This is a genomic window from Psychrobacter halotolerans, from assembly GCF_039680845.1.
Classification (GTDB): Bacteria; Pseudomonadota; Gammaproteobacteria; order Pseudomonadales; family Moraxellaceae; genus Psychrobacter.
In genome coordinates this window covers 160,330-181,435 of the sequence record NZ_JBDKWD010000004.1, presented here as the reverse complement: position 1 = coordinate 181,435, position 21,106 = coordinate 160,330, and the positions used below count along the sequence as shown (strand labels likewise).

Genomic DNA, 21,106 nt, shown 5'->3' with positions numbered 1-21,106 from the left:
ATACAGTAGTTAAAAAGGATACGGCGGTATCCTTTTTTATTATTCCAAATATAATAAAAACCCTACGCTAGTGATGCTCACCAGGAAGAATTCTGGCAAAAGCACGCTGAGCAAAGTTGGGCTTACTGTCAGTCGTTTGCGCCGCGGTTGAACTTGGGAAAATACGATAACCAATCGACTGAATACCCACATTGAACGCAGGCACCAACGAATAAGTCGCCGACGCAAACTTGCCCATATTACTGGCAATGCTGTTGGGCTTATCGACGATGGCTTTGGCAACCATCATTGCCGCTTCGTCAGGCATCAACGCTGGCATATAACGATATAGCTTGGTTGGTGCAATCATTGGCGTCCGTACCAACGGCATAAAAATATTGGTAATTGTAATATTATCGCCTTTGACCTCAGCCGCTAGACAACGACTAAATGCATCAAGCGCAGATTTTGAGGCAACATATGCGGCAAAACGTGGACTGTTAGCCAATACACCAATCGATGAGATATTAACGATCTGACCTGTTTGACGTCCAATCATCGTTGGCAGAAAACCAAGAATAATTTTGACAGCGCCAAAATAGTTCACCTCCATCGTGCGTTCAAAATCGTGAAAACGGTTAACTGACTCATGTACAGATCGGCGAATTGAGCGTCCTGCATTATTCACCAGTACATCAATGTGCTTAAAATCAGCCAGTATTTGCTTACTGACTTCCTCAATGTTATCCATATCAGTCAGATCACATGGGTAGTAACTGGCTTTACCGCCCAGCGTTTCGATATTCTCTTTGACTGTTTTTAGTTTGTCTTCCGTTCGGGCCAATAAAATCACATGAGCACCGCATTCACTAAGCAAAAAAGCCGTACGTTCACCGATACCACTTGATGCACCCGTAATGACAATAATTTTGTCTTTAACGGTATCAGCTATCTTTTTTTTCGAGGGGTTGGCCATAAAAAGTCCTTTTTGTTTGTTTTATGCCTATGAATGTTGGTTAATAGAATAGCAAAAAAAGTCTGCCATAAGACAATAAAACCGCGAACTGCATCAGATAAGTTAATAAGGTTAGCCCTCATAGACTTATAATGGCGTTACTGCTAGAATTTTTACCTTTTGCAAACGATTTATAAGGAGTTTGTTTTGATTGCAAGCTTGGCTCACTACATTGACTTAATCGCCAAAATCGTCGAAGTGATTGGCGTGCTTATTATGTTCTTTGGGCTGTTTTTGGCTTTTTATCGCGGTGTTCGTTCAACGGCTGGTTTTAGCCATGATACTTATATCGAGGTCAGACAGACCGTTGGTAAGTCTATTTTATTAGGATTAGAGGTACTGATTGCGGCTGATATTATGGCCACAGTGGTTACAGAGCCCACGTTACGCAGCATTCTTGTCTTAGGATTTATTGTGCTGATTCGAACGTTTTTGAGCTTGTCTTTACAAGTGGAGCTAGAAGGCCGTTTTCCTTGGCAAAAAGGAAAATCGACATCTAAGCAAAAGGTCAATGCTGATTCAGCCGATTAGATACCGCATATTTTAAGAGATAGCAGGCTTTTAGAGCCCACAAATAGGCGCACCTTACTCATGAGCCTGTAAAAAAGCCTCTACTACCTGAAACTGACCCGCTGTGCTTTCCTCTCCGTACATGGCTTGACGAAAAGCATTGGAGTTGGGAATACCCGTTGTATACCATGCAATGTGCTTACGCGCTATACGGCAACCCGAGTATTCGCCATAAAAGTCATACAGCTCCTGCAAATGCGCCAGTACAATCTCTTTTATTTCCCCAACACTAGGCGCATCAAGGGACTCACCCGTCTGCAAAAAATGACCAATATCACGAAACAACCAAGGCTGACCTTGCGCCGCTCGCCCAATCATTACCGCGTCACAGCCCGTCAACTCATACACCTGCTGAGCTTTTTGTGCACTATCGATATCGCCATTGGCAATAACAGGAATACCGATACTCTCTTTGACTTCACGGATGAGCTCATAACGCGCCTCCCCCGTATACATATCCTCACGCGTGCGTCCATGAATAGCAATAGCGGCAATACCTGCCTGCTCAGCACGGCGCGCCACTCGCAAGATGTTCTCGCGTCCATTCTCAAAGCCCAGTCGGGTCTTTAAAGTCACTGGTACATCAACAGCATTGACAGCCGCATCGAGCAAACGCGCCACCAAATCTTCATCTTGCAGCAGCGCAGATCCTGCCAGTCTACGACAGACTTTTTTGGCCGGACAACCCATATTGATATCGATGATTTGCGCACCATTATCGACTTGATACCGTGCAGCTTCTGCAAGCTTATCTGGCTCAGCACCCGCAATCTGCGCAGAAATAGGGGCTATTTCGTTATCAAAATTGGCACGATATAGAGATTTTTTGCGCGCGTATAGAGCAGTATCAGCGATTATCATCTCGCTGACCGCATGTCCGGCACCGAACGACTTACACAATCGACGAAAAGGATTGTCTGTCACCCCTGCCATGGGTGCAACCATAAGGCGATTTGCAATCGTTAAACCACCAATATCCAGAGGCTGCAATAGAGGATGATCAAACGCTGGTAGAGAGGAGAAATCAGTAGGCATAAAAAAACGGCTTGCAGTTAATTGAAGTAAGTCAATGAAAACAAGCCGTTATTCTAAGGATTCGTACGCATATTGCAAGCTATTAACGTGAATAACTTGCAGAAGTGAGAACAAATTTTTATTATTGAACTGTTTATTTATCCAATAAGTTCCCCTGCTCCAACGTGATGTCTTCATCATGTTCTTGCATGCGCCACGGTAAGCTGTCAGGCGATACGTTCAAGAAGTATAGGTATTTTTCGAATTGATCAATAATGTCATTGATGATCGCTTCTGATTGGTAACCGTACAGATCATAAGTTTGACCGCCACGGCGCAGATATACTTCAGCTCGATGATGATGTTCCTGCGGCAAATCACTTGCTTTTTCTTCGGTGTAGTAGTCAGGAATATCGCGTTCAGACAAGCGTACTTCGTACCAAAAATCCACCTCATCACCGCGTTGTAGTTCTAAGATAGCGCGATTATTAATCTCGTCATAATTGACCAATGGCTTCCAACCAGTCTCAGCAAATTTCTCTGACACCTCCTTCATCGATGGCATAACCACTTGCTGAATGTAGCTTAGTACCTTATCGCGAGTGGGCTGATTGGTGATGTAATCAATACGATCACGCCATGCTGATGATTTGAGCAGATGCGGTGGTAGCTTACTGTTATTATCTAGACTCTGATTACGATGACCTTCGATACGTAGCGCACGCCACATACCAAACATGGCAATTAACATAATGATTGCAAACGGTAGCGCACTAACAATCGCGGCGGTTTGCAAGGCTTCTAATCCACCCGCCAGTAACAATACTGACGCCACGGCCCCTTCTGTCACGACCCAAAAGGTACGCTGCCACCAAGGCGTATCACTACGGCCACCAGCGGCTAATGCATCAATAACCAACGACCCTGAATCTGATGAGGTCACAAAAAAGGTGATAATCAATAGAACGGTCAACGAAGACACGATCTGGGTAAAAGGTAGGTTTTCTAACAGTTTAAACAAAGCGATTGCTTGGTTGTTTTGCACTTCACTGATCAATGAATTGTAGCCATCGACCATAATCATGTTGAGCGCGGTATCACCGAACACGGCAAACCAAAAGAAAGTAAAGAACGTTGGTACCAACATGACACCCAGTACGAACTCACGAATGGTACGACCACGACTGATTTTTGCAATAAACAAGCCGACGAATGGAGCCCAAGCGATTGTCCATGCAAAAATAAACAGTGTCCAGTTACCAATCCAATCATTGTGCTCATAAGCCTGTAGGCTAAAAGTACGCTCAACGATGTTGCCTAAATAGTTACCTGTATTTTCCATAAAGGCATTTAGGATAAACAGCGTTGGACCCACGATAAATACGAATGCCATCAAGGCGGTTGCCAGCAGCATGTTTAAGATAGAGAGTCGCTTTACGCCTTTATCCATACCTGCCAGCACTGATACTAAGGCGGCTGCCGTCACCGCCACAATGGCAATGACCTGCACCCCTATGCTTATTGGCACTAAATCTGGTAGTAGATAATTCAAACCTGCGTTGATTTGCGAGACCGACAGACCCAAACTGGTCGCAATACCGAACATAGTACCCACAATGGCAAATACGTCCACCGTATGACCGATAGGGCCGTGGATTTTGTCACCAATTAAGGGATATAACGTCGAGCGCATCGACAAAGGCAGACCATGACGAAAAGAGAAGTAAGCCAATGACAGGCCGACTACCGCATAAATCGCCCAAATATGAAAACCCCAGTGGAAATATGCAATTTGCATCGCTTCTTTAGCAGCAGCAATGGTCTCGGGCGCGGATACAGGCGGGCTGGCAAAGTGCATGACTGGCTCTGCCACACCAAAGAATAACAAGGCAATCCCGTAACCTGCTGAAAACAGCATGGCAAACCATTCAAGGAATCCATACTCAGCCTCAGCATGGTCAGGCCCCAACTTAATCCCTCCATAAGGAGAAAATGCCAATGCAATGATGAATAGTAAAAACAATGCCACAGCCAGCATGTAAAACCAGCCAAATGTCTCAGTGGTAAAACTGAGCACACTATTGAATAATGCGCCCGCCGCTTCGGGATTGATAGCGGTTCCAACGACCAGTAGCAGCATGATAATGGCAGCTGGCACAAAGACTGGCAGTAGAATAGTAGAACGAGGTAATTTACTCATACGAAATGATTTCCTCAAAAAATGAATAATAAGAATAGCAGTGCTTTTTTATAGACAATATTAAGAACTAATTGAAATCAAAAGGTAACAATTCAAACAAGGCTATATAAGTTGGCATAATATTTACCACAATATCTACCAAAACCCCAGTTAAGCATTATATTCGTAACAATAAATTAAGGAATATTACATGATAATTACCAAACAATAAAAAAGGCAGTTAACAATCTGCCTTTTTATGTCTTTAGAAATGTGTGTTGCTGTTTTCTATAAGATCAATCATGAATAGCTGCTGCCAGCTGTTTTGCCATATTGGCAAGCTTATCTGCTGCTACTTGAGTCGCCGCATGACGACCTATTTCGTGAATACTAGAGGGAATAAGATGCACATGGTAATGAAAAACGGTTTGCCCTGCTTGTGCGCCATTTAATTGCATCTGAATAATGCCTTCACGTTCAAACACTTGACGCTGCGCTTGCATGACTTTTTTGCAGGTCATTAAAACAGCCGCCGCATAATCAGGTTCAAGATCTGCTAAATCCACCGCTTTTTGCTTAGGAATGACCAGCACATGACCTTCTGCTTGCGGCATAATATCCATAAAAGCGAGCGTTTTGTCGTCTTCATAGACTTTATGATAAGGAATATCTCCGTTGAGCATTTTGGCAAAGATATTATTATCGTCATAAGTGGCCTGCTGATTATTTTGACTCATTTTTATTCCTTTGATAGTGTGATATTCATTGTTCAGTGGTTTTTTAAGCTGATAAACAGTCAGTAATATAGTGAACGAAATGCGGTTTGAGTACAAGCGATGACAATAAGAGCAACAGCCACAATGCCGTCCATACTTACTCAGACTCACTAATTTATTGGCGGATTGAGCGCTTTAAATGTTATATTAATGCTCTATTTTAAGAACGCGATACTTATGGATTCGTCTACTTTGCCCGCCCTACCAGATATGAATAACAACGCTGTTCCACCTCAGAATGAGGAAGGACACTCTGATATTGATGCTGATGTTGAGAGCACAAACCGTCCTCAAACCATTGATCCTAATGCCATCATTTTGGCTGAAGCCTTAACCGATAAAACCATCAGCTGGCAAATACACAATTGTAAAATCATCAAAAAGACGGTCACTCAAGATTTACCATTACCCTTTTTATATCATTACGATAACTTAGATGACGGTATCAAAACGAGCCACCCACTGACGCCTACATTACTTGCACAATTCAATACGCCCATGCCCACTCATGAGGCAGCAACCTTGATGGGTATTGGTGAAGCGCTCTTTGCTAAGCCTTGGCATATAAAAATCATTGGCTCATTGGTGGTGTTTAGCGAAGCGTTGCAATTGGCCGTACGTCTGCATTGGACCAATACGGGTAAAGAAACCCAGCAGATATATACAAAAAACGAAGCGGACGCTCTCCTTACCGCCTTTGAAGACTGGCAGTTTTTTGGTCGGGTGGACGTGCTTTACAAAAATGACAAACAGACATTGATTAGTATTGATGAACAAGGCTCGCAACCTGAATCGCTATTGACGATTGATGCAAGTCATGATTATCAGCAGTTATTGGCCACTCACGCGTTGGCGGTCATTGTAAAACTAGAAGCGGACAAAGTTGATCTGCCTTGGTTTGATAAAGCCATTTTAGCGCGCATTGAATAGTCCCTTTATTGTATTTTTTATCATAGCCAAATCATTACCATTACTGAGCTATTTTCAATTATTCATATCTAATGGTATGGTAAAGACTTAGTATTATTCACTAGTCTTCATATCATATAAAAAGCAAACTATAAGCATCACACTTGCGGGTTAAAATTTTAAAAACCTCGCCTATTAGTAAGGAAAATCACATGGATTATCGCTCAAAAACCTCTACCGGCGGCCGTAATATGGCTGGTGCACGTGCGCTCTGGCGTGCAACGGGCATGACTGATGGCGACTTTGGCAAGCCAATTATTGCCATTGCCAATTCATTTACCCAGTTCGTACCGGGTCATGTGCATCTAAAAGACCTTGGACAAATGGTCGCACGTGAGATTGAAAAAGCTGGCGGTGTGGCAAAAGAGTTTAATACCATTGCTGTCGATGATGGCATTGCGATGGGACATAGTGGTATGCTTTACTCATTGCCAAGCCGTGATCTCATCGCTGATTCAGTAGAATATATGGTCAATGCGCATTGCGCCGATGCCCTCGTTTGTATCTCAAACTGCGACAAGATCACCCCGGGTATGCTGATGGCCGCGATGCGCTTAAACATCCCTGTTGTATTTATTTCAGGTGGCCCAATGGAAGCGGGCAAGATTTTGGCCAGTACCGTGGGTAAGAGCCACAATACCGATAGTAGTGAAAGCAGTGCCGTCCGTAAACTCGACCTTGTCGATGCGATGATGGATGCCGCTGATGACAGTATTAGTGACGAAGATGTCGCCGCTATCGAAGCCTCAGCCTGCCCAACTTGTGGTTCGTGCTCTGGTATGTTTACTGCCAATTCGATGAACTGCTTAACCGAAGCCTTAGGCTTGGCTTTACCGGGCAATGGCTCACTGCTCGCCACCCATTCGCTACGTCGCGAGCTGTTCTTAGAAGCGGGACGTACCATTGTCTCGCTTGCCAAACGTCGCTATGAGCAAGATGACGATTCTGTCTTACCACGCTCTATTGCCACCAAAGCGGCATTCGAAAACGCCATGAGTTTAGATATTGCCATGGGCGGCTCTACCAATACTATTTTGCACTTATTGGCAGCAGCTAACGAAGCAGAAATTGACTTTAAAATGGCAGATATTGACCGCTTAAGTCGCGGTGTGCCTTGCCTAGCAAAAGTTGCCCCTGCCTCACAAAAATACCATATGGAAGATGTGCATCGGGCGGGTGGTGTTTTTGCCTTACTGGCTGAGCTTGATCGTGCTGGATTATTAACGACTGATATACCGACTATTCATAGTGCGACCATGAAAGAAGCGATTGATAAGTGGGACATCATGAATGCTGATAATACCGAGGCGCGCGCACGCTATCTTGCAGCACCTGGTGGCGTACGTACCACTGAAGCGTTTTCACAGTCAAAAGAATGGTCAAACCTCGACGTCAACCGCGAGTCAGGTTGTATTCGCAGCGTGCAGCACGCCTACTCACAAGATGGTGGTTTGGCGGTACTTTATGGCAATATTGCTGAGCGGGGTTGTGTGGTCAAGACCGCTGGTGTCGACGAGAGTATCTTAACGTTCACTGGTCGCGCCCGTATTTTTGAATCACAAGATGATGCCGTGGCGGCCGTGTTAGACGATAAAATTGTCGCAGGTGACGTGGTCATTATCCGTTTTGAAGGCCCAAAAGGTGGGCCGGGTATGCAAGAGATGCTGTATCCAACCACTTATCTTAAGTCAAAAGGCTTGGGTAAACAATGCGCCCTTCTCACGGATGGTCGTTTCTCTGGTGGCACATCAGGTCTATCCATCGGTCATGCCAGCCCTGAAGCGGCTGAAGGCGGTGCTATTGGTTTGGTGGAGGAAGGCGATACCATTCACATCGATATCCCCAATCGTACCATCAACATGCAAGTAAGCGATGCAGATCTAGCTGCGCGCCGTGAGGTAATGGAAGCACGCGGCCGTGATGCGTGGAAGCCCGTCAGCCGTGAGCGTTATGTCACTCCTGCCCTACGTGCATACGCTGCTATGACGACCAGTGCTGATACTGGCGCGATACGTGACGTCACTCAAGTTGAGCGTTAAGCCTAAAGTATTTTTATAATTTTTAGCCTAATAATCTTTAACATAGATTGCTTGTATAGATTGATAGCACAGATTGCTAGTATAGAGTTTTATAACAGACGGATAGAAATTTATTAAGCCTGCGCAATGCAGGCTTTTTTTCACCAAAAAACAACACATTAACCGTTTTGATAACTATTTTTTGCGGTATTGGCAGTTTTTTATCGTCATGATGAGTAGGCTCTATTATTTTATACCACAGCCTACTATTACAGTCTGTTTCACTATTTCGTTACGTCATTTTATTAACTTGATCGCTGACTGCTATAACCGCTTCTTGTCATCGCCTAGCAGCGCGTGAAACAAACACATCGACATATAAAACCCTTATGATAGAAAACTATAATTTATTCTTATTAATCTGCGGTATCGCCTTTTTATTTGGCGCGCTGTTTCCTATTGCCTTCAAAAAAACCCCTGTTTCTCTACCGATGATACAAGTCGTGATAGGAATGATCGTGGGTTATTTTTGGGTCACCCTGACATTTTTAGATCCTGTTGAAAACGGCGTGATTATCGAAAAGCTCACCGAATTTGTGGTGATCGTCTCCTTAGTGAGTGCGGGTATTAAAATCGACACACCTTTGACTTGGCGACTGTGGCGTCCGACCGCCCGTCTTTTGCTGATAACGATGCCGATCGGTATCTTTTCAATGGCTGTACTGGGTTATTATGCGTTTGGTCTCACGATGGGCGCTGCCATCTTGCTCGGTGCGGTACTTGCGCCGACTGATCCGGTATTGGCATCCAGCATTCAAGTAGGCCCGCCCAATACAGGCGGTGAAGACACGCCGCGTTTTGCTCTGACATCAGAAGCAGGATTGAATGATGGATTGGCGTTTCCGTTTGTTTATTTGGCTATAAAGATAGCGGAAGCATTTAGCGAAGGAAAAGACGTCACCAATGAGTTGCTTTGGTCATGGTTTACGCATGATGTTTTATGGAAAATTGGCGCTGGTGTAGTGGTGGGCGTTATTGTCGGTAAGGCCATGGCCAAGCTGGTATTCTCAAAGTACAGTAAAGAGACGACCATCTCTCAAGGTTATATGGTCATCGCTCTGACGCTGGTGGCTTATGGACTAGCAGAATTTGTCCATAGTTATGGCTTTATCGCGGTATTTGTTGCCGCATTTGCGTTTCGCCGCTCAGAACATGAGCATGCTTATCATGAAAAATTGCACGACTTCGCAGAACAATCAGAAGGCTTGCTCATGACGCTGGTACTGGTCACTTTCGGTATATTCTTGGGTCAAGGCTTACAATCTGGGGTTGAGCTTACATGGCGCGTCTATATCGTCAGCTTTGCTTTCTTATTATTCATACGACCAATCGGTGGCTTTATTGCCCTATCAGGATTGAAGCTTCCTCGTACCGAAAAATATGCAATTTCAGCGCTTGGTATACGCGGTATTGGTACGCTTTATTACTTATCTTATGCGCTCAACCAAGGATTTTTCGGTGAAGAAGATGCTCTCAAATTATGGATTGTTTGTTCGATTGTTATTTTAATTTCAATCTTTATCCATGGGCTTAGTGCCAATAGATTGCTCAAAATGACACCAAACAAGCCCCGATAAATGAACATGATCGGTTAAGGCTATTAATGGTTTGAAAGCTCATCATCGATTAGACCCAGCACGGCTTCTGTTAACGCAAACTGACGGATGTCATTGAGCATAGTGGCATCAAAATTGTGTATAAAAGCAAACGACAACTGGCGTGAAGGGTCGCACCAAGCTACCGAACCATTGTAGCCCATGTGTCCAAATCCTGACGACTGAGGTTTATTTGTCTTTTCTACAATATTGTTGTTAGCGCATAAGCTAAATAGTCTGTGGTAGCCCAAACGCCACTGCATCTGCGCTGGCATAACGGCGTCTGAACCCGTGACCTGCGGTACAGACAATTCCTCAAAAGTGGTACGATCAATAAGTGTCTGCCCTTGCCACTCGCCACCATTCGCTAACATCGAATAAATGGTTGCCAGTGCTTGAGCGGAGGCAACACCATTGGCTGCCGGAATGACCGCTTGTAGCGTTTCGCGCTTGTGGTAATCGACAGGTTGCTTGTTGGCTGGTACTAGGGCAGCTTTATAGTTTTTTATGTTGAGCTGGCTGCTGTCGAAATATAAACCATTAATGCGTGTGGTGTTTAACGCAGGTAGTTCGTGCGGCGCTACCTCGTTTTTAGTATCACTGCTGCGCTTATCTGCTGTCCTGTCTATCATAAGTTGCTGCCAATACGTATAGCTTGGTAGATTTTTATAGGTATCTAAGGTGTTTTGAGAGTCGGTTTTTAAGACAGGCTTTTTGCTATGGCGCTTATGCCCTAACAATGAGTTGCCTTCTTCTGAGGTTTCAAAGTCTTTAACCAGTGCAGCGACTTGCTCTATTTTATTGTTTGGTACCCCAAAGTAACAACTGTCAGCGATACCCAACGGCGTGGTCAAATAATGGCGTAACGCCTGAGCTAGTGACATGTCTGTCACGGCTTCTACCACCCCTCCTAATACCCAACCATATATAAGCGCACTATAGGCACTATCATAAGAGGATGCGTTTTCGGGCGGCGTGATGGACATTTCGGCAACTTTGTTTAGCATGACAGGCCAATTGAGCATCGTTTCACTATCGACATCGATACTTTGAATTGAGAATAGATTGGCCTGATGAGACATAACACGACGCAGAGTGATGCCTTCTTTCCCATTTGCTGCAAACGCTGGCCAGTAGCTAGCGATGGGTGTGTCGTAGTCAAGCATTTGCTTTGAAACCAAGACATGTACCAGCGTTGCCAGCACGCCTTTACCAGTAGAAAAGTTAATGGCCAGCGTATCAGGCTGCCATGGCATATCGACACGCGCCATGCCCACAGCTGCTCTGGCTATACACTTACCTGCTTGATAAACAACCACTGCGCCGCCTGCTGGCGCATCCTCTAATTGAAGATCTGTCAGCAATTGCTGCAAGCGTTGTTGCAACTGATTGTTAATGGTTTGATCACAATCTTGGTTGATTGCTTGGTTGGTTGCTTGGTTGCTATCGGTCATGCTGGTTCTGCTCCGTCTTTATAGAATCCGTGTCATCAAATCTATCGACACTTGCCATACCTGATGTCTATATTCTTATGATAAATGAAAGGTTTACTCACAAAAAAGGCCACCGTTTGGTCGCCTTGTTGTTATAAATGATGGCTATCTCTTAGCGCGATACTTTTTAGCATAGTGCTTTTTAACGCGGTACTAGCAAACGCTTATAAACCTCATCTTCAAGCTTGCTCAGACCATGACTGCGTCCTCGCTCCATCGCCGTGTCCATTTTCCGGCCGCGCAACCAACCTGCTCGCAGCGCAATTGCTGCCCCGACTCGATTGCCAGACCCACAATGAATGGCCATTTTTTTACCATGATATTGACGCAAAATATTGTCAAACGCCAATATTTTGAGCTGCTTCAAGTCCTCAGCGCCGCGAATGGGCAGATGTGCATAGTACATGCCTGCGCGCTCGACCGCAGCTGATTCATCAAAACTCAATTCTTCATCTGGCTGCAAGTTGATGACCACATCAAACCCTGCTTGTGCTAAAGAGGCAATCTTTTCGTCATCGAGCGCACCGCACACCACCGTGTTTGCATCAGGCCGAAAATAAGGCGTAAAAACAGTCGCAAGATCGATACCGTTATCAAATGCACTGTCGGTATTGGCGCTGTCATTAGCCGAGCTACCGCTGGTAAGTTTCTTATTGGCAGCGGTGGTATCGGTTGCTGCTGATTGATTAAATGGTTCAGTATTTGTTGCGTTTTTTTGTGAAGTCATAATGCTAAATGGATTCGTTAAATAAGACTATTGAGATAAAAAACTTCGGATACGATTAGTGACTACTTTGGCGTTTAACCACACCAGCCAAATGCGGCTTGTCATTTTTTGAGCTATACAGACCAAACTGGCAAGTATTTTCTACACTCTCAAGCTGTGCCACAGGGTCAGCAATCAGTTCAACCTCAGCTGGCAAAAAGATAGGCAGCTTAAAGGAGACGTCAACGGTGCAAGCATCAGGCAGCTCATCCATCATGGCCAGACATTTGGCTTTTGACCACATGCCGTGGGCAATCGCTTTAGGAAAGCCAAATGCACGCGCAGATAGCGGATGTAAATGAATGAGGTTAAAGTCGCCAGAAACAAACGCATAACGACGGCCAATATCTTCTGGCACCTCAAAGATACTATGCACCCCTTCTTCATTGACCAATGGCTTAACCGTGACTGGACGCGGGCTGCTTTTCTTGTCTTTGCTGCTGCTCGGTTTTTTGCTACGCGACAGATAAGTCGACGTACCTTCCCAAATCATTTCACCCTCTGATGACTTAACCGTGGTCACAAAGTCAAATTGCTGACCTTGCGCATGATCACGTAAGTTATCAAAAGCAACTGACATAGCAACTGTTTCGCGCTCGCCAACTGGACGATATTGCGTGACACTATTGTCAACATGCACCAAGCCCAACATAGCAAACGGAAACGGTTCTTTGACCATCATATTCATTTGCAATGCTTGAGACAGGACTGAAAAATAAGTAATCGGCACTTTGCCATTATCTGCAAAACCACAAATCTTACGATAGTCGTTTAAATTTTCTTGATCGATGTGCAAATCATCGACGTAATAAGTCGCTTGCGGCAATTGGTCTTTACCAATCTTTCCACTATTACCGATAGGCAGTAAACTTTTTACGATATTGGCGTAGGTAGTATGCGCTTTTGGCAACGCATCATAATGTTTGTCTGACATAAATAAATCCTAAATGGGGCTTGAACAAATTTTTTGGGTGCATCTAAAGACGCTATGAATATGTTGATTAAAGCCTATCAGTGAGCTCAGTGAGCAATGTCACAAACCCTATTTTTAATCAAACGTATCAGCGACCATCACGGCAAAAAACGATCTGGCATATAACCTCTGTGTTTTTATCATAAAAAAGCCACCCTTGGGCAGCTTTATTACCTTTTAATGTCAATTTTTCGTAAGCATATGTGAAGCGAATCAAAAATAGCAGGTTATATCACTTGCTCGCTATTAGATTTAATACTTATAGCTATTCATCAATATACCTACTCATACATACTATTACCTTGATCAATGCTAGGCACCAAGTAAGCTTTGACCACAAACACGTACCGTATTGCCGTTCAAACCACCAGAAGCGGGAGACGCCAACCACGCGATGGTCTCAGCCACATCTACTGGCAACCCGCCTTGGCTCATTGAATTCATACGGCGACCGGCTTCACGAATGGCAAACGGAATGGCTTCTGTCATTTGCGTTTCGATAAACCCTGGCGCAACAGCGTTAATGGTCATGCCTTTAGCATTGTCTTCTAACTGTTTTGCTGTGGCATCAACCAAGCCAATAACACCCGCTTTAGAAGTCGCGTAGTTGGTTTGACCCATGTTACCAGCGATACCTGATATAGAGGAGACACAAACAATACGGGCATTTTCTTTGAGTACATTGTTATCTAGTAAATAACGGTTCAGCTTAGCCACACTGCCTAAGTTGATGTTGATTACCATGTCCCACTTTTTCTCATCCATTTTTGCCAAGGTCTTATCACGCGTCACGCCAGCGTTATGAATAATAGCATCAAGACCGCCACGCTTTTGCGCGGCTTCTGCGATTTGGGCACCAGCATCTTCACTAGTGATGTCCACAGTTAAGGTAGAACCACTGATTTCGCTTGCAACTTTTTGTAGATCCGCTTGCTGCTGAGGAACATCAAGACAAACAACATGCGCCCCTTCACGCGCTAATACACGGGCAATGGCTTCACCAATACCGCGGCTAGCGCCCGTCACAAGCATCGTTTTTCCGCCTAAAGGTTGTGTCCAATCAACATCGACTGACTCACCTTTACCAACACGGACTACTTGACCTGACACATAAGATGAACGGGCTGAGGTAAAGAAGCGTAAGGTTGAATCCAGATTTTCTTCGGCCCCTGCTTCGACATAGACAAGCTGAGCGGTAACGCCGCGCTTAAACTCTTTACCAACCGATTTTACAAACCCTTCAAGCGCACGCTGGGCCAATGCCGTTTCGATATCAGTGATTTTTTCAGGTGGTCGACCTACCACAATGACGCGGCCTGACGCTTCTACGCGGCGCGCGACACTATGAAAGAATTCATACAATGCTTTGAGTTGATCTGCATTGCTGATATTACTGGCATCAAACAATAAAACTTTGAATTTATCATCACCACCTGTGTTGGCTTTGGCTTCTACATTGGCATCCGCTAAAGCATCTTTCACGTCATCGTGGCTGTTAACAAATACGTCAGCATGCACATCTGACAAAACACGAGCGATTGAAGCACTGACACTTTTGTCCTCACCATTAGCACGGCCAACTAACACACTACCACGCACCAGACGCTCACCACTTTCAAAACGGTCAAGGGTCACTGGCAAAGGTAGGCCTAAGTTTTTTGCAACTTTTTTGCCAATAGAAGACTGAACAAAATCACCATAACGGTCTGACATAATATAATCCTATAGGTAATGGTTAAATAATAGTAAACGAAAAATGCAATACCTCGACTTTATAGACGCGCCATCTTCCTAGTTATTGATATTTGAAGAATGCGTCTAAAATTGTCTTAACTATACACTTTCATCATAAACAAGTCCAAAAATCGCTGCTGTCTACAACAATCTGTAAACAAGCTGGTATACAAGCGCCCCACTTTTTCTCACCTCAAAAAACACAACACCGTGCTAAAATTAGAGGATAAGTTATATATGATATGATTATCGATAACAATATATTATCAAAAACATTATTATGCAATGCGATATTTTTGATTATGCATTGACTATTTTAAACTCCAAACTTTATATGGTTTGCTAAAGATATACACGAGCATTGTAAAAAAACCTTATCATAAACAACTGAACGATATCTTGAGTGACGATCGCAAATGGCAATAGTAATGGATAGTAATAAGTAAGAATATCTGCTTGTCATTTATTTTATATTGGTTAAACCGCGTTTTTATTGAGAACCACTTTTTTCTTTCTATTTAAGGATAATATTATGAGTAATAAAAACAATCATTCAGACAGTCCTGTTGTTGAGAGCACTGTCGTAAAAGCAAACGATGACAACAATCAAACGTCTACGACCGCTAAAGACAAAAAAGCAGGACTTGCCTCAGGTCAAAAACGAGTAGCGATCTTAGGCGGCAACCGTATTCCATTTGCACGCTCAAACGGCTCATACGCGGATGTCAGCAATACCGACATGCTAACGGCGGCTTTAGATGGTTTGGTTGAACGCTACAATCTACAAGATGAAGTGATGGGTGAAGTAGTGGCAGGCGCGGTCATGAAACTAAGCCGTGATATCAATCTGACTCGTGAAGCGACGCTGAACACAGCGCTAAGCCCGCACACACCAACTTATGATATCTCGCAAGCCTGCGGTACTGGCCTACAAGCGACATTCGCCTCTGCCAACAAAATCGCATTGGGTTTGATCGATTCTGCCATTACAGGCGGCGTCGATACCACCTCCGACGCGCCTATCGCGGTTGGCGATGGTCTACGTAAAGTTCTTATCAAATTAGGCGCAGCAAAAGACAATAAGCAACGCTTAAAAGCATTAATGGGTCTGAATCCAAAAGACTTGATCGATTCACCACAAAATGGTGAGCCGCGTACCGGTCTATCTATGGGTGAGCATCAAGCCATCACTGCGCTTGAATGGAATATCAGCCGCGAAGCACAAGACGAATTGGCTTTTAATAGCCACAAAAACCTTGCGCGTGCTTATGACGAAGGCTTCTTTGACGATCTAATTACACCGTACAAAGGTTTGACTCGTGATAACAACTTACGTCCAGACACCACATTAGAGAAGCTAGGCAAGCTAAAACCTGTGTTTGGTAAAAAGAATGCCAATCCAACGATGACAGCAGCCAACTCGACGCCATTAACTGATGGTGCTTCTTGTGTTTTACTAGGCACCGACGAGTGGGCAAAAGAACACGGTCTTAAGCCATTGGCCTATATCGTTCATCAAGAAACCGCAGCGGTTGACTTCATTGGTAAATCTGGAACCACCGAAGGTTTATTAATGGCACCTGCTTATGCCGTACCACGTATGCTTGAGCGTGCCGGCTTGACGCTACAAGATTTTGATTTTTATGAAATCCACGAAGCGTTTGCTTCACAAGTCCTATCGACCCTCGCGGCATGGGAAGATGAAAAATTCTGCGAAGAGCGCCTAGGGCTTGATGCACCGCTTGGATCTATTGATCGTAGCAAACTGAACGTGAACGGCTCATCGTTAGCGGCAGGTCATCCATTTGCCGCCACTGGTGGTCGTATCTTAGCCACTGCTGCTAAGTTACTGGATCAAAAAGGGTCAGGTCGCGCGCTTATCTCTATCTGCGCCGCTGGCGGTCAAGGCGTTACTTGTATTCTAGAGAAGTAACTCTAAGCTGATTAAGAAGTAGCATTGGCTTTTAAGACACCCTTTAATCTCTTGATTAAGGGGTGTTTTTTTATTGCCGCCTGTCATCTAAGAGACGTTTCTTTGTGCTAAAGTAAGACCCATATTCAATAAAAACGATAACAATATCTATTAGGAGTTTTTAATGGGCAAGATACCCTCAGCCATTGATCCAAAATCTCTAACACCGCAAGAACGCAAGGAGCTTAGCTCACCAGAACAAGATAATTTTATTGAGCGCATGGACAAAGAAGTATTCAACGACACACTGCGGCGTAAAATGCATGAAGACCTCATTGACAATTATGATGAAGAGATTGAGAGCGAAGTAGACGACTATATACGAGATTTTCGTTTTGATGGTATTGAGATGAGTGAACAAGAAAAATTAAATCGGCGTACCTATTTTCAAGAGTTGGTAAGATTACAAAGAGAGCTGATTAAGTTACAAGATTGGGTCGTTGATCGCGGTGAGCGTATTGTCGTGATATTTGAAGGACGGGATTCTGCTGGTAAAGGTGGCGCGATTAAGCGTATCACTCAGCGCCTGAACCCACGCGTTTGTAGAGTAGCTGCCCTACCTGCTCCCACTGAACGAGAACAAACGCAGTGGTACTTCCAGCGTTATGTGGCACACCTGCCAGCAGCGGGTGAAATTGTTTTATTCGATCGCAGCTGGTATAACCGCGGCGGCGTTGAGCGCGTCATGGGATTTTGTACCGACGCTCAGTATGAAGAGTTTTTTCAGTCGGTACCTGAGTTTGAACGTATGCTGGTACGCTCAGGCATTCGCTTAGTAAAATATTGGTTTTCGATCACTGACGATGAGCAGCATTCACGCTTTATGAGCCGTATTCACGATCCGCTCAAGCAGTGGAAACTGTCTCCAATGGACTTGCAATCACGGCGGCGCTGGGAAGATTATACCAAGGCCAAAGAAACCATGTTTGAGCGTACTCATATTCCAGAAGCACCGTGGTGGGTCGTTGAGGGCAATAATAAAAAACGGGCTAGGCTCAACTGTATTGCTCATTTATTAGAGCAAATCCCATATAAGGAAGTGCCTCGTGAAGAGGTTGAGCTGCCTGATCGTAAACGCGACGACGAATACTATCGTGAGCCGATTCCAGACGATATGTACGTACCGCCGCGTTACTAAACCGAAAGCGTAATTTAGGTAAAGCCTTTCCCTAAAGCCCTTAGCTGAAAAAACAGGCATAGCGAACAAAAGCGCTACTGCCTGTCTGTATTTTCATCCTTTCCTTTTTTGGAAAAACTACATGGTATAAGTGGGCTGGATACCTTCTATTTTGCCCGCCAATAAACGCTCAACTTCGTTTTTAATTCGTTGACCTGCGATATCAGTCCCAATCTGCACGGCAAAACCGGCGGGACGTCCGCCTTGTGTTTTTGAATTTACCCAAACCACTTTACCATTCATCGGCAAGCGCTCGCTCGAGTTTGGTAACGTCACGGCGATGAACACCTCGCTGCCTAGTGGCTGAGATTGGCTAGAGGGCACAAATAACGCCCCATTGTTTACAAAGGATAAATAGCTGGCGTATAACGTTTCTATGTTTTCAATATGGCAGGTTAAAATCCCGCCGCGTCCTGGCATGGCCATAGTCAGCTTCCTATATTGATTGGATATAATAGATGGTATAAGTGATTGGGGAGATGGCAATCAAAGCGATGATGCATTGGCAAGCACTGGCAAGCATTATCAACATTAAATACTGGCAAGTACTGACAAACACTGCCAACAACTCCTGCTAAACAGTCATCATGCGCTATCATACTAATACAAGTTTATAAATAGGCCAACTCTTGCATCAGCTTATCATAGGCGAATTTTTCTTGCACATTTTGTTGTAGAGCAATTTTGGTCTGTTGTAGGCTATGGGCAAAGGCTTCTAGGCCATTATCAGTGGGTTGATACGTCTCTAGCATCGTCGATAAATTAACGTCTGTTTGTAGCTCATTAAGACCGAGACACACACGCTGTATGTCAAGAAGCATCATCTCAGACAGTTGGATAAAGTCCTCGATACTGAGCTGGTTTTGCCAATAGTCACTGGCCGCCACGCTACTGCGTTTGCCACTACGTAATGCCTGCCAAGTGGTCAACCAAAGACCGCGCTTGCTATACCATGATGCTTGCGCCATTGCTATTGCGGCTAAAGGTGCGCCATTTGCCAGTTGAATCAGCTGCTCTATCGCAGCGCTACCTACCGCTTCACGATTGACCGTGTGACCAAGCGCGGTTGTCACATAATCAATGGTTGTCGCCGTCTCAATCATTTGCAATGGCAATTGCTGGACACGACTTTTGATAGTAGGCAGCAGCTGCGCAGGCGCATCACTAATTAAGAATAAATGAACCTGTGATTGTGGTTCTTCTAATGTTTTGAGTAACGCATTGGCCGCAGCCACAGTCATTTGTTCTGCTTGATCTAACACACAGATACGTATTCCTTGCCCGCCTTGATAAATAAAAGGCTGCAAAGCGCGAATGTCATCGACTTTAATCTTAAGCGCGCTGCTACTGGTAGCTTTGGTCGGTTTTTTATCTTTGGCTTTGCTGCTCAATTTTTCTGTATTATCAGCACTGTCTGCATTGATTGGCATACGTGTGAGGGGCAACACTTGCAAGCTTGGATGCGTTCCTGACCTTAGCCACTGACAGCTTTCGCACTTACCGCAAGCACCCGCTGGATGAGTACTTCGCTCACGGCATAACAACCAAGCAACCAATCGCCATACAAAGGCACGCTTACCCATACCTTGCATACCTGCTGCCAGTAACGCATGAGGCAACGGCTGCTGTATTGTCAATACTCGCGTCGTTAGTTGTGTCCAAAGCGCTTGCTGCCATGGCAACAGTGGCGCAAAATAAATACTGTCTGTGGTGTCTAAAGCGCCTTTGTTTTCCATCACATCACTCATGGCTATTACTCTATCATTTTACTCAATCACTGAGATGGTGTAACTGACTTATTTTAAAGCGCAGCATACGGCTTGGATACGCTTATATATTTCTATCCACTATGTCTAATCGGCGTTTTGAAAATCAGTCAGGCTCATCGCATTCAAACGGTCGAGATCTTCTTGGGTATCGACGCCTGCTGGCAGTTGACAAGCGGCAGCGGTAATCGCAATATGCTCGCCATTTTCTAAAACCCGCAATTGCTCTAGGCTTTCGAGTATTTCAAGTGGCGTTTGTGGCCAATGCACAAACTGCTGTAATAGGCTGACGCGGTAAGCATACAACCCCAAATGACGATAGGCATTTTTTGGCGGCTGCTTGTTATTGTTGTTAGACAAAACAACATCACGATCGCAAGGAATCGGTGCTCGGCTAAAGTATAAAGCACGCTCTTTATCTTGAGACTTATTATCTTGAAACTTATGACTAACCACTTTGACCACCGATGGTCGCTGAAAAGTCTCGTAATCCTCGATAGGCTCACACAATGTCGCCATCACGCTGTTCTCGTCGGCTACCAACAGCGCTTTTACCTGCTCCAATAACAGGGGCGGCACCAAGGGCTCATCCCCTTGCATATTGACCACAATATCATGATCAGCCCAGCCTTTGATAGCAGCGACTTCTGCCAGACGATCCGTGCCTGAGACGTGTTCGCCACTTGTCATTACCACTTCAAAACCTGCCTCTGTACATATCTGAGCAATACGCTCGTCATCAGTAGCAATACACATGTCGTCAGCGAATTTGGCAGCTTGTGCCTTTTCGGCAACCCAAAGAATCATTGGTTTGCCGTGGATATTCAATAAGGGTTTGCCGGGTAATCGCGTGCTTTTAAAGCGAGCAGGAATGACAATATGTGTTTTGGGCGACGTAATGACTGGTGACATAATTGATTCCTATAAAAGGGTTATATGGTTTAGGGCGCATTGGACATTCACAAATAGGCACTGCTAATCGCTAAAATGGTTATAGATAAGGCGAAAGTCGAAGATAATGTTGATACCTTAGCAAGACTTGTAACATCG

Annotated in this window: 17 protein-coding genes; 6 read left to right on the top strand and 11 right to left on the bottom strand. The window is 44.6% G+C overall.

Annotation, left to right across the window (positions count from 1 at the left end):
• Window positions 1-67: 67 nt before the first annotated feature.
• Window positions 68-955, bottom strand: coding sequence for an SDR family NAD(P)-dependent oxidoreductase (locus tag AAJP47_RS09100; RefSeq protein ID WP_346717598.1), 888 nt, complete (start codon window positions 953-955; stop codon window positions 68-70).
• A 186-nt stretch (window positions 956-1,141) separates the two neighbouring features.
• Here AAJP47_RS09100 and AAJP47_RS09095 point away from each other — a divergent pair, with 186 nt between their 5' ends.
• On the top strand, window positions 1,142-1,525 hold the full coding sequence (locus AAJP47_RS09095; protein WP_346717597.1) for a DUF1622 domain-containing protein: 384 nt from the start codon (window positions 1,142-1,144) through the stop codon (window positions 1,523-1,525).
• Between the two features lie 54 nt (window positions 1,526-1,579).
• Here AAJP47_RS09095 and dusB read toward each other — a convergent pair whose 3' ends face one another.
• The 3 genes from dusB to AAJP47_RS09080 all read right to left on the bottom strand — a co-directional run bounded on the left by dusB (window position 1,580) and on the right by AAJP47_RS09080 (window position 5,494).
• Window positions 1,580-2,599: a tRNA dihydrouridine synthase DusB gene (dusB, locus tag AAJP47_RS09090; protein ID WP_346717596.1), complete on the bottom strand. Its 1,020-nt coding sequence runs from the start codon at window positions 2,597-2,599 to the stop codon at window positions 1,580-1,582.
• Window positions 2,600-2,732: 133 nt separating this feature from the next.
• Window positions 2,733-4,778 (bottom strand): BCCT family transporter, encoded by a 2,046-nt coding sequence (locus AAJP47_RS09085; protein WP_346717595.1) that lies wholly within the window; start codon window positions 4,776-4,778, stop codon window positions 2,733-2,735.
• A gap of 275 nt (window positions 4,779-5,053) precedes the next feature.
• Window positions 5,054-5,494 carry an HIT family protein gene (locus AAJP47_RS09080; RefSeq protein ID WP_346717594.1) on the bottom strand — a complete coding sequence of 147 codons (441 nt, stop codon included), beginning with the start codon at window positions 5,492-5,494 and terminating at the stop codon, window positions 5,054-5,056.
• A 216-nt stretch (window positions 5,495-5,710) separates the two neighbouring features.
• Here AAJP47_RS09080 and AAJP47_RS09075 point away from each other — a divergent pair, with 216 nt between their 5' ends.
• The 3 genes from AAJP47_RS09075 to AAJP47_RS09065 all read left to right on the top strand — a co-directional run bounded on the left by AAJP47_RS09075 (window position 5,711) and on the right by AAJP47_RS09065 (window position 10,157).
• The gene (locus AAJP47_RS09075) at window positions 5,711-6,463 is read left to right on the top strand and encodes a hypothetical protein (RefSeq protein WP_346717593.1); all 753 of its coding nucleotides are present in this window, start codon (window positions 5,711-5,713) and stop codon (window positions 6,461-6,463) included.
• Between the two features lie 191 nt (window positions 6,464-6,654).
• On the top strand, window positions 6,655-8,541 hold the full coding sequence (ilvD, locus tag AAJP47_RS09070; protein WP_346717592.1) for a dihydroxy-acid dehydratase: 1,887 nt from the start codon (window positions 6,655-6,657) through the stop codon (window positions 8,539-8,541).
• A gap of 368 nt (window positions 8,542-8,909) precedes the next feature.
• Window positions 8,910-10,157, top strand: coding sequence for a cation:proton antiporter (locus tag AAJP47_RS09065; RefSeq protein WP_346717591.1), 1,248 nt, complete (start codon window positions 8,910-8,912; stop codon window positions 10,155-10,157).
• 23 nt (window positions 10,158-10,180) lie between these two features.
• Here AAJP47_RS09065 and AAJP47_RS09060 read toward each other — a convergent pair whose 3' ends face one another.
• From AAJP47_RS09060 to AAJP47_RS09045, 4 genes are all read right to left on the bottom strand, one after another.
• Window positions 10,181-11,629, bottom strand: a complete 1,449-nt coding sequence (locus tag AAJP47_RS09060; protein WP_346717590.1) for a serine hydrolase domain-containing protein — start codon at window positions 11,627-11,629, stop codon at window positions 10,181-10,183.
• Between the two features lie 181 nt (window positions 11,630-11,810).
• Complete coding sequence (locus tag AAJP47_RS09055; protein WP_346717589.1) at window positions 11,811-12,395, bottom strand: protein tyrosine phosphatase family protein; 585 nt, start codon at window positions 12,393-12,395, stop codon at window positions 11,811-11,813.
• Between the two features lie 55 nt (window positions 12,396-12,450).
• Window positions 12,451-13,368, bottom strand: a complete 918-nt coding sequence (locus AAJP47_RS09050) for a MaoC family dehydratase (protein ID WP_346717588.1) — start codon at window positions 13,366-13,368, stop codon at window positions 12,451-12,453.
• Between the two features lie 351 nt (window positions 13,369-13,719).
• Window positions 13,720-15,120, bottom strand: coding sequence for a 3-oxoacyl-ACP reductase (locus tag AAJP47_RS09045; protein ID WP_346717587.1), 1,401 nt, complete (start codon window positions 15,118-15,120; stop codon window positions 13,720-13,722).
• A gap of 553 nt (window positions 15,121-15,673) precedes the next feature.
• Between AAJP47_RS09045 and AAJP47_RS09040 the strand changes: the two genes are divergently transcribed.
• Entirely contained in the window at window positions 15,674-17,074 is a 1,401-nt protein-coding gene (locus tag AAJP47_RS09040; RefSeq protein ID WP_346717586.1) for an acetyl-CoA C-acetyltransferase, read from the top strand.
• Window positions 17,075-17,237: 163 nt separating this feature from the next.
• Entirely contained in the window at window positions 17,238-18,251 is a 1,014-nt protein-coding gene (gene ppk2 / locus AAJP47_RS09035; protein WP_346717585.1) for a polyphosphate kinase 2, read from the top strand.
• A gap of 117 nt (window positions 18,252-18,368) precedes the next feature.
• Here ppk2 and AAJP47_RS09030 read toward each other — a convergent pair whose 3' ends face one another.
• The 3 genes from AAJP47_RS09030 to kdsB form a co-directional block, all read right to left on the bottom strand.
• The gene (locus AAJP47_RS09030) at window positions 18,369-18,716 is read right to left on the bottom strand and encodes a PilZ domain-containing protein (RefSeq protein ID WP_346717584.1); all 348 of its coding nucleotides are present in this window, start codon (window positions 18,714-18,716) and stop codon (window positions 18,369-18,371) included.
• A 185-nt stretch (window positions 18,717-18,901) separates the two neighbouring features.
• Window positions 18,902-20,038: a DNA polymerase III delta subunit-related protein gene (locus AAJP47_RS09025; protein WP_346717583.1), complete on the bottom strand. Its 1,137-nt coding sequence runs from the start codon at window positions 20,036-20,038 to the stop codon at window positions 18,902-18,904.
• Between the two features lie 105 nt (window positions 20,039-20,143).
• Window positions 20,144-20,968 carry a 3-deoxy-manno-octulosonate cytidylyltransferase gene (gene kdsB / locus AAJP47_RS09020; protein ID WP_346717582.1) on the bottom strand — a complete coding sequence of 275 codons (825 nt, stop codon included), beginning with the start codon at window positions 20,966-20,968 and terminating at the stop codon, window positions 20,144-20,146.
• Between the last annotated feature and the right edge of the window lie 138 nt (window positions 20,969-21,106).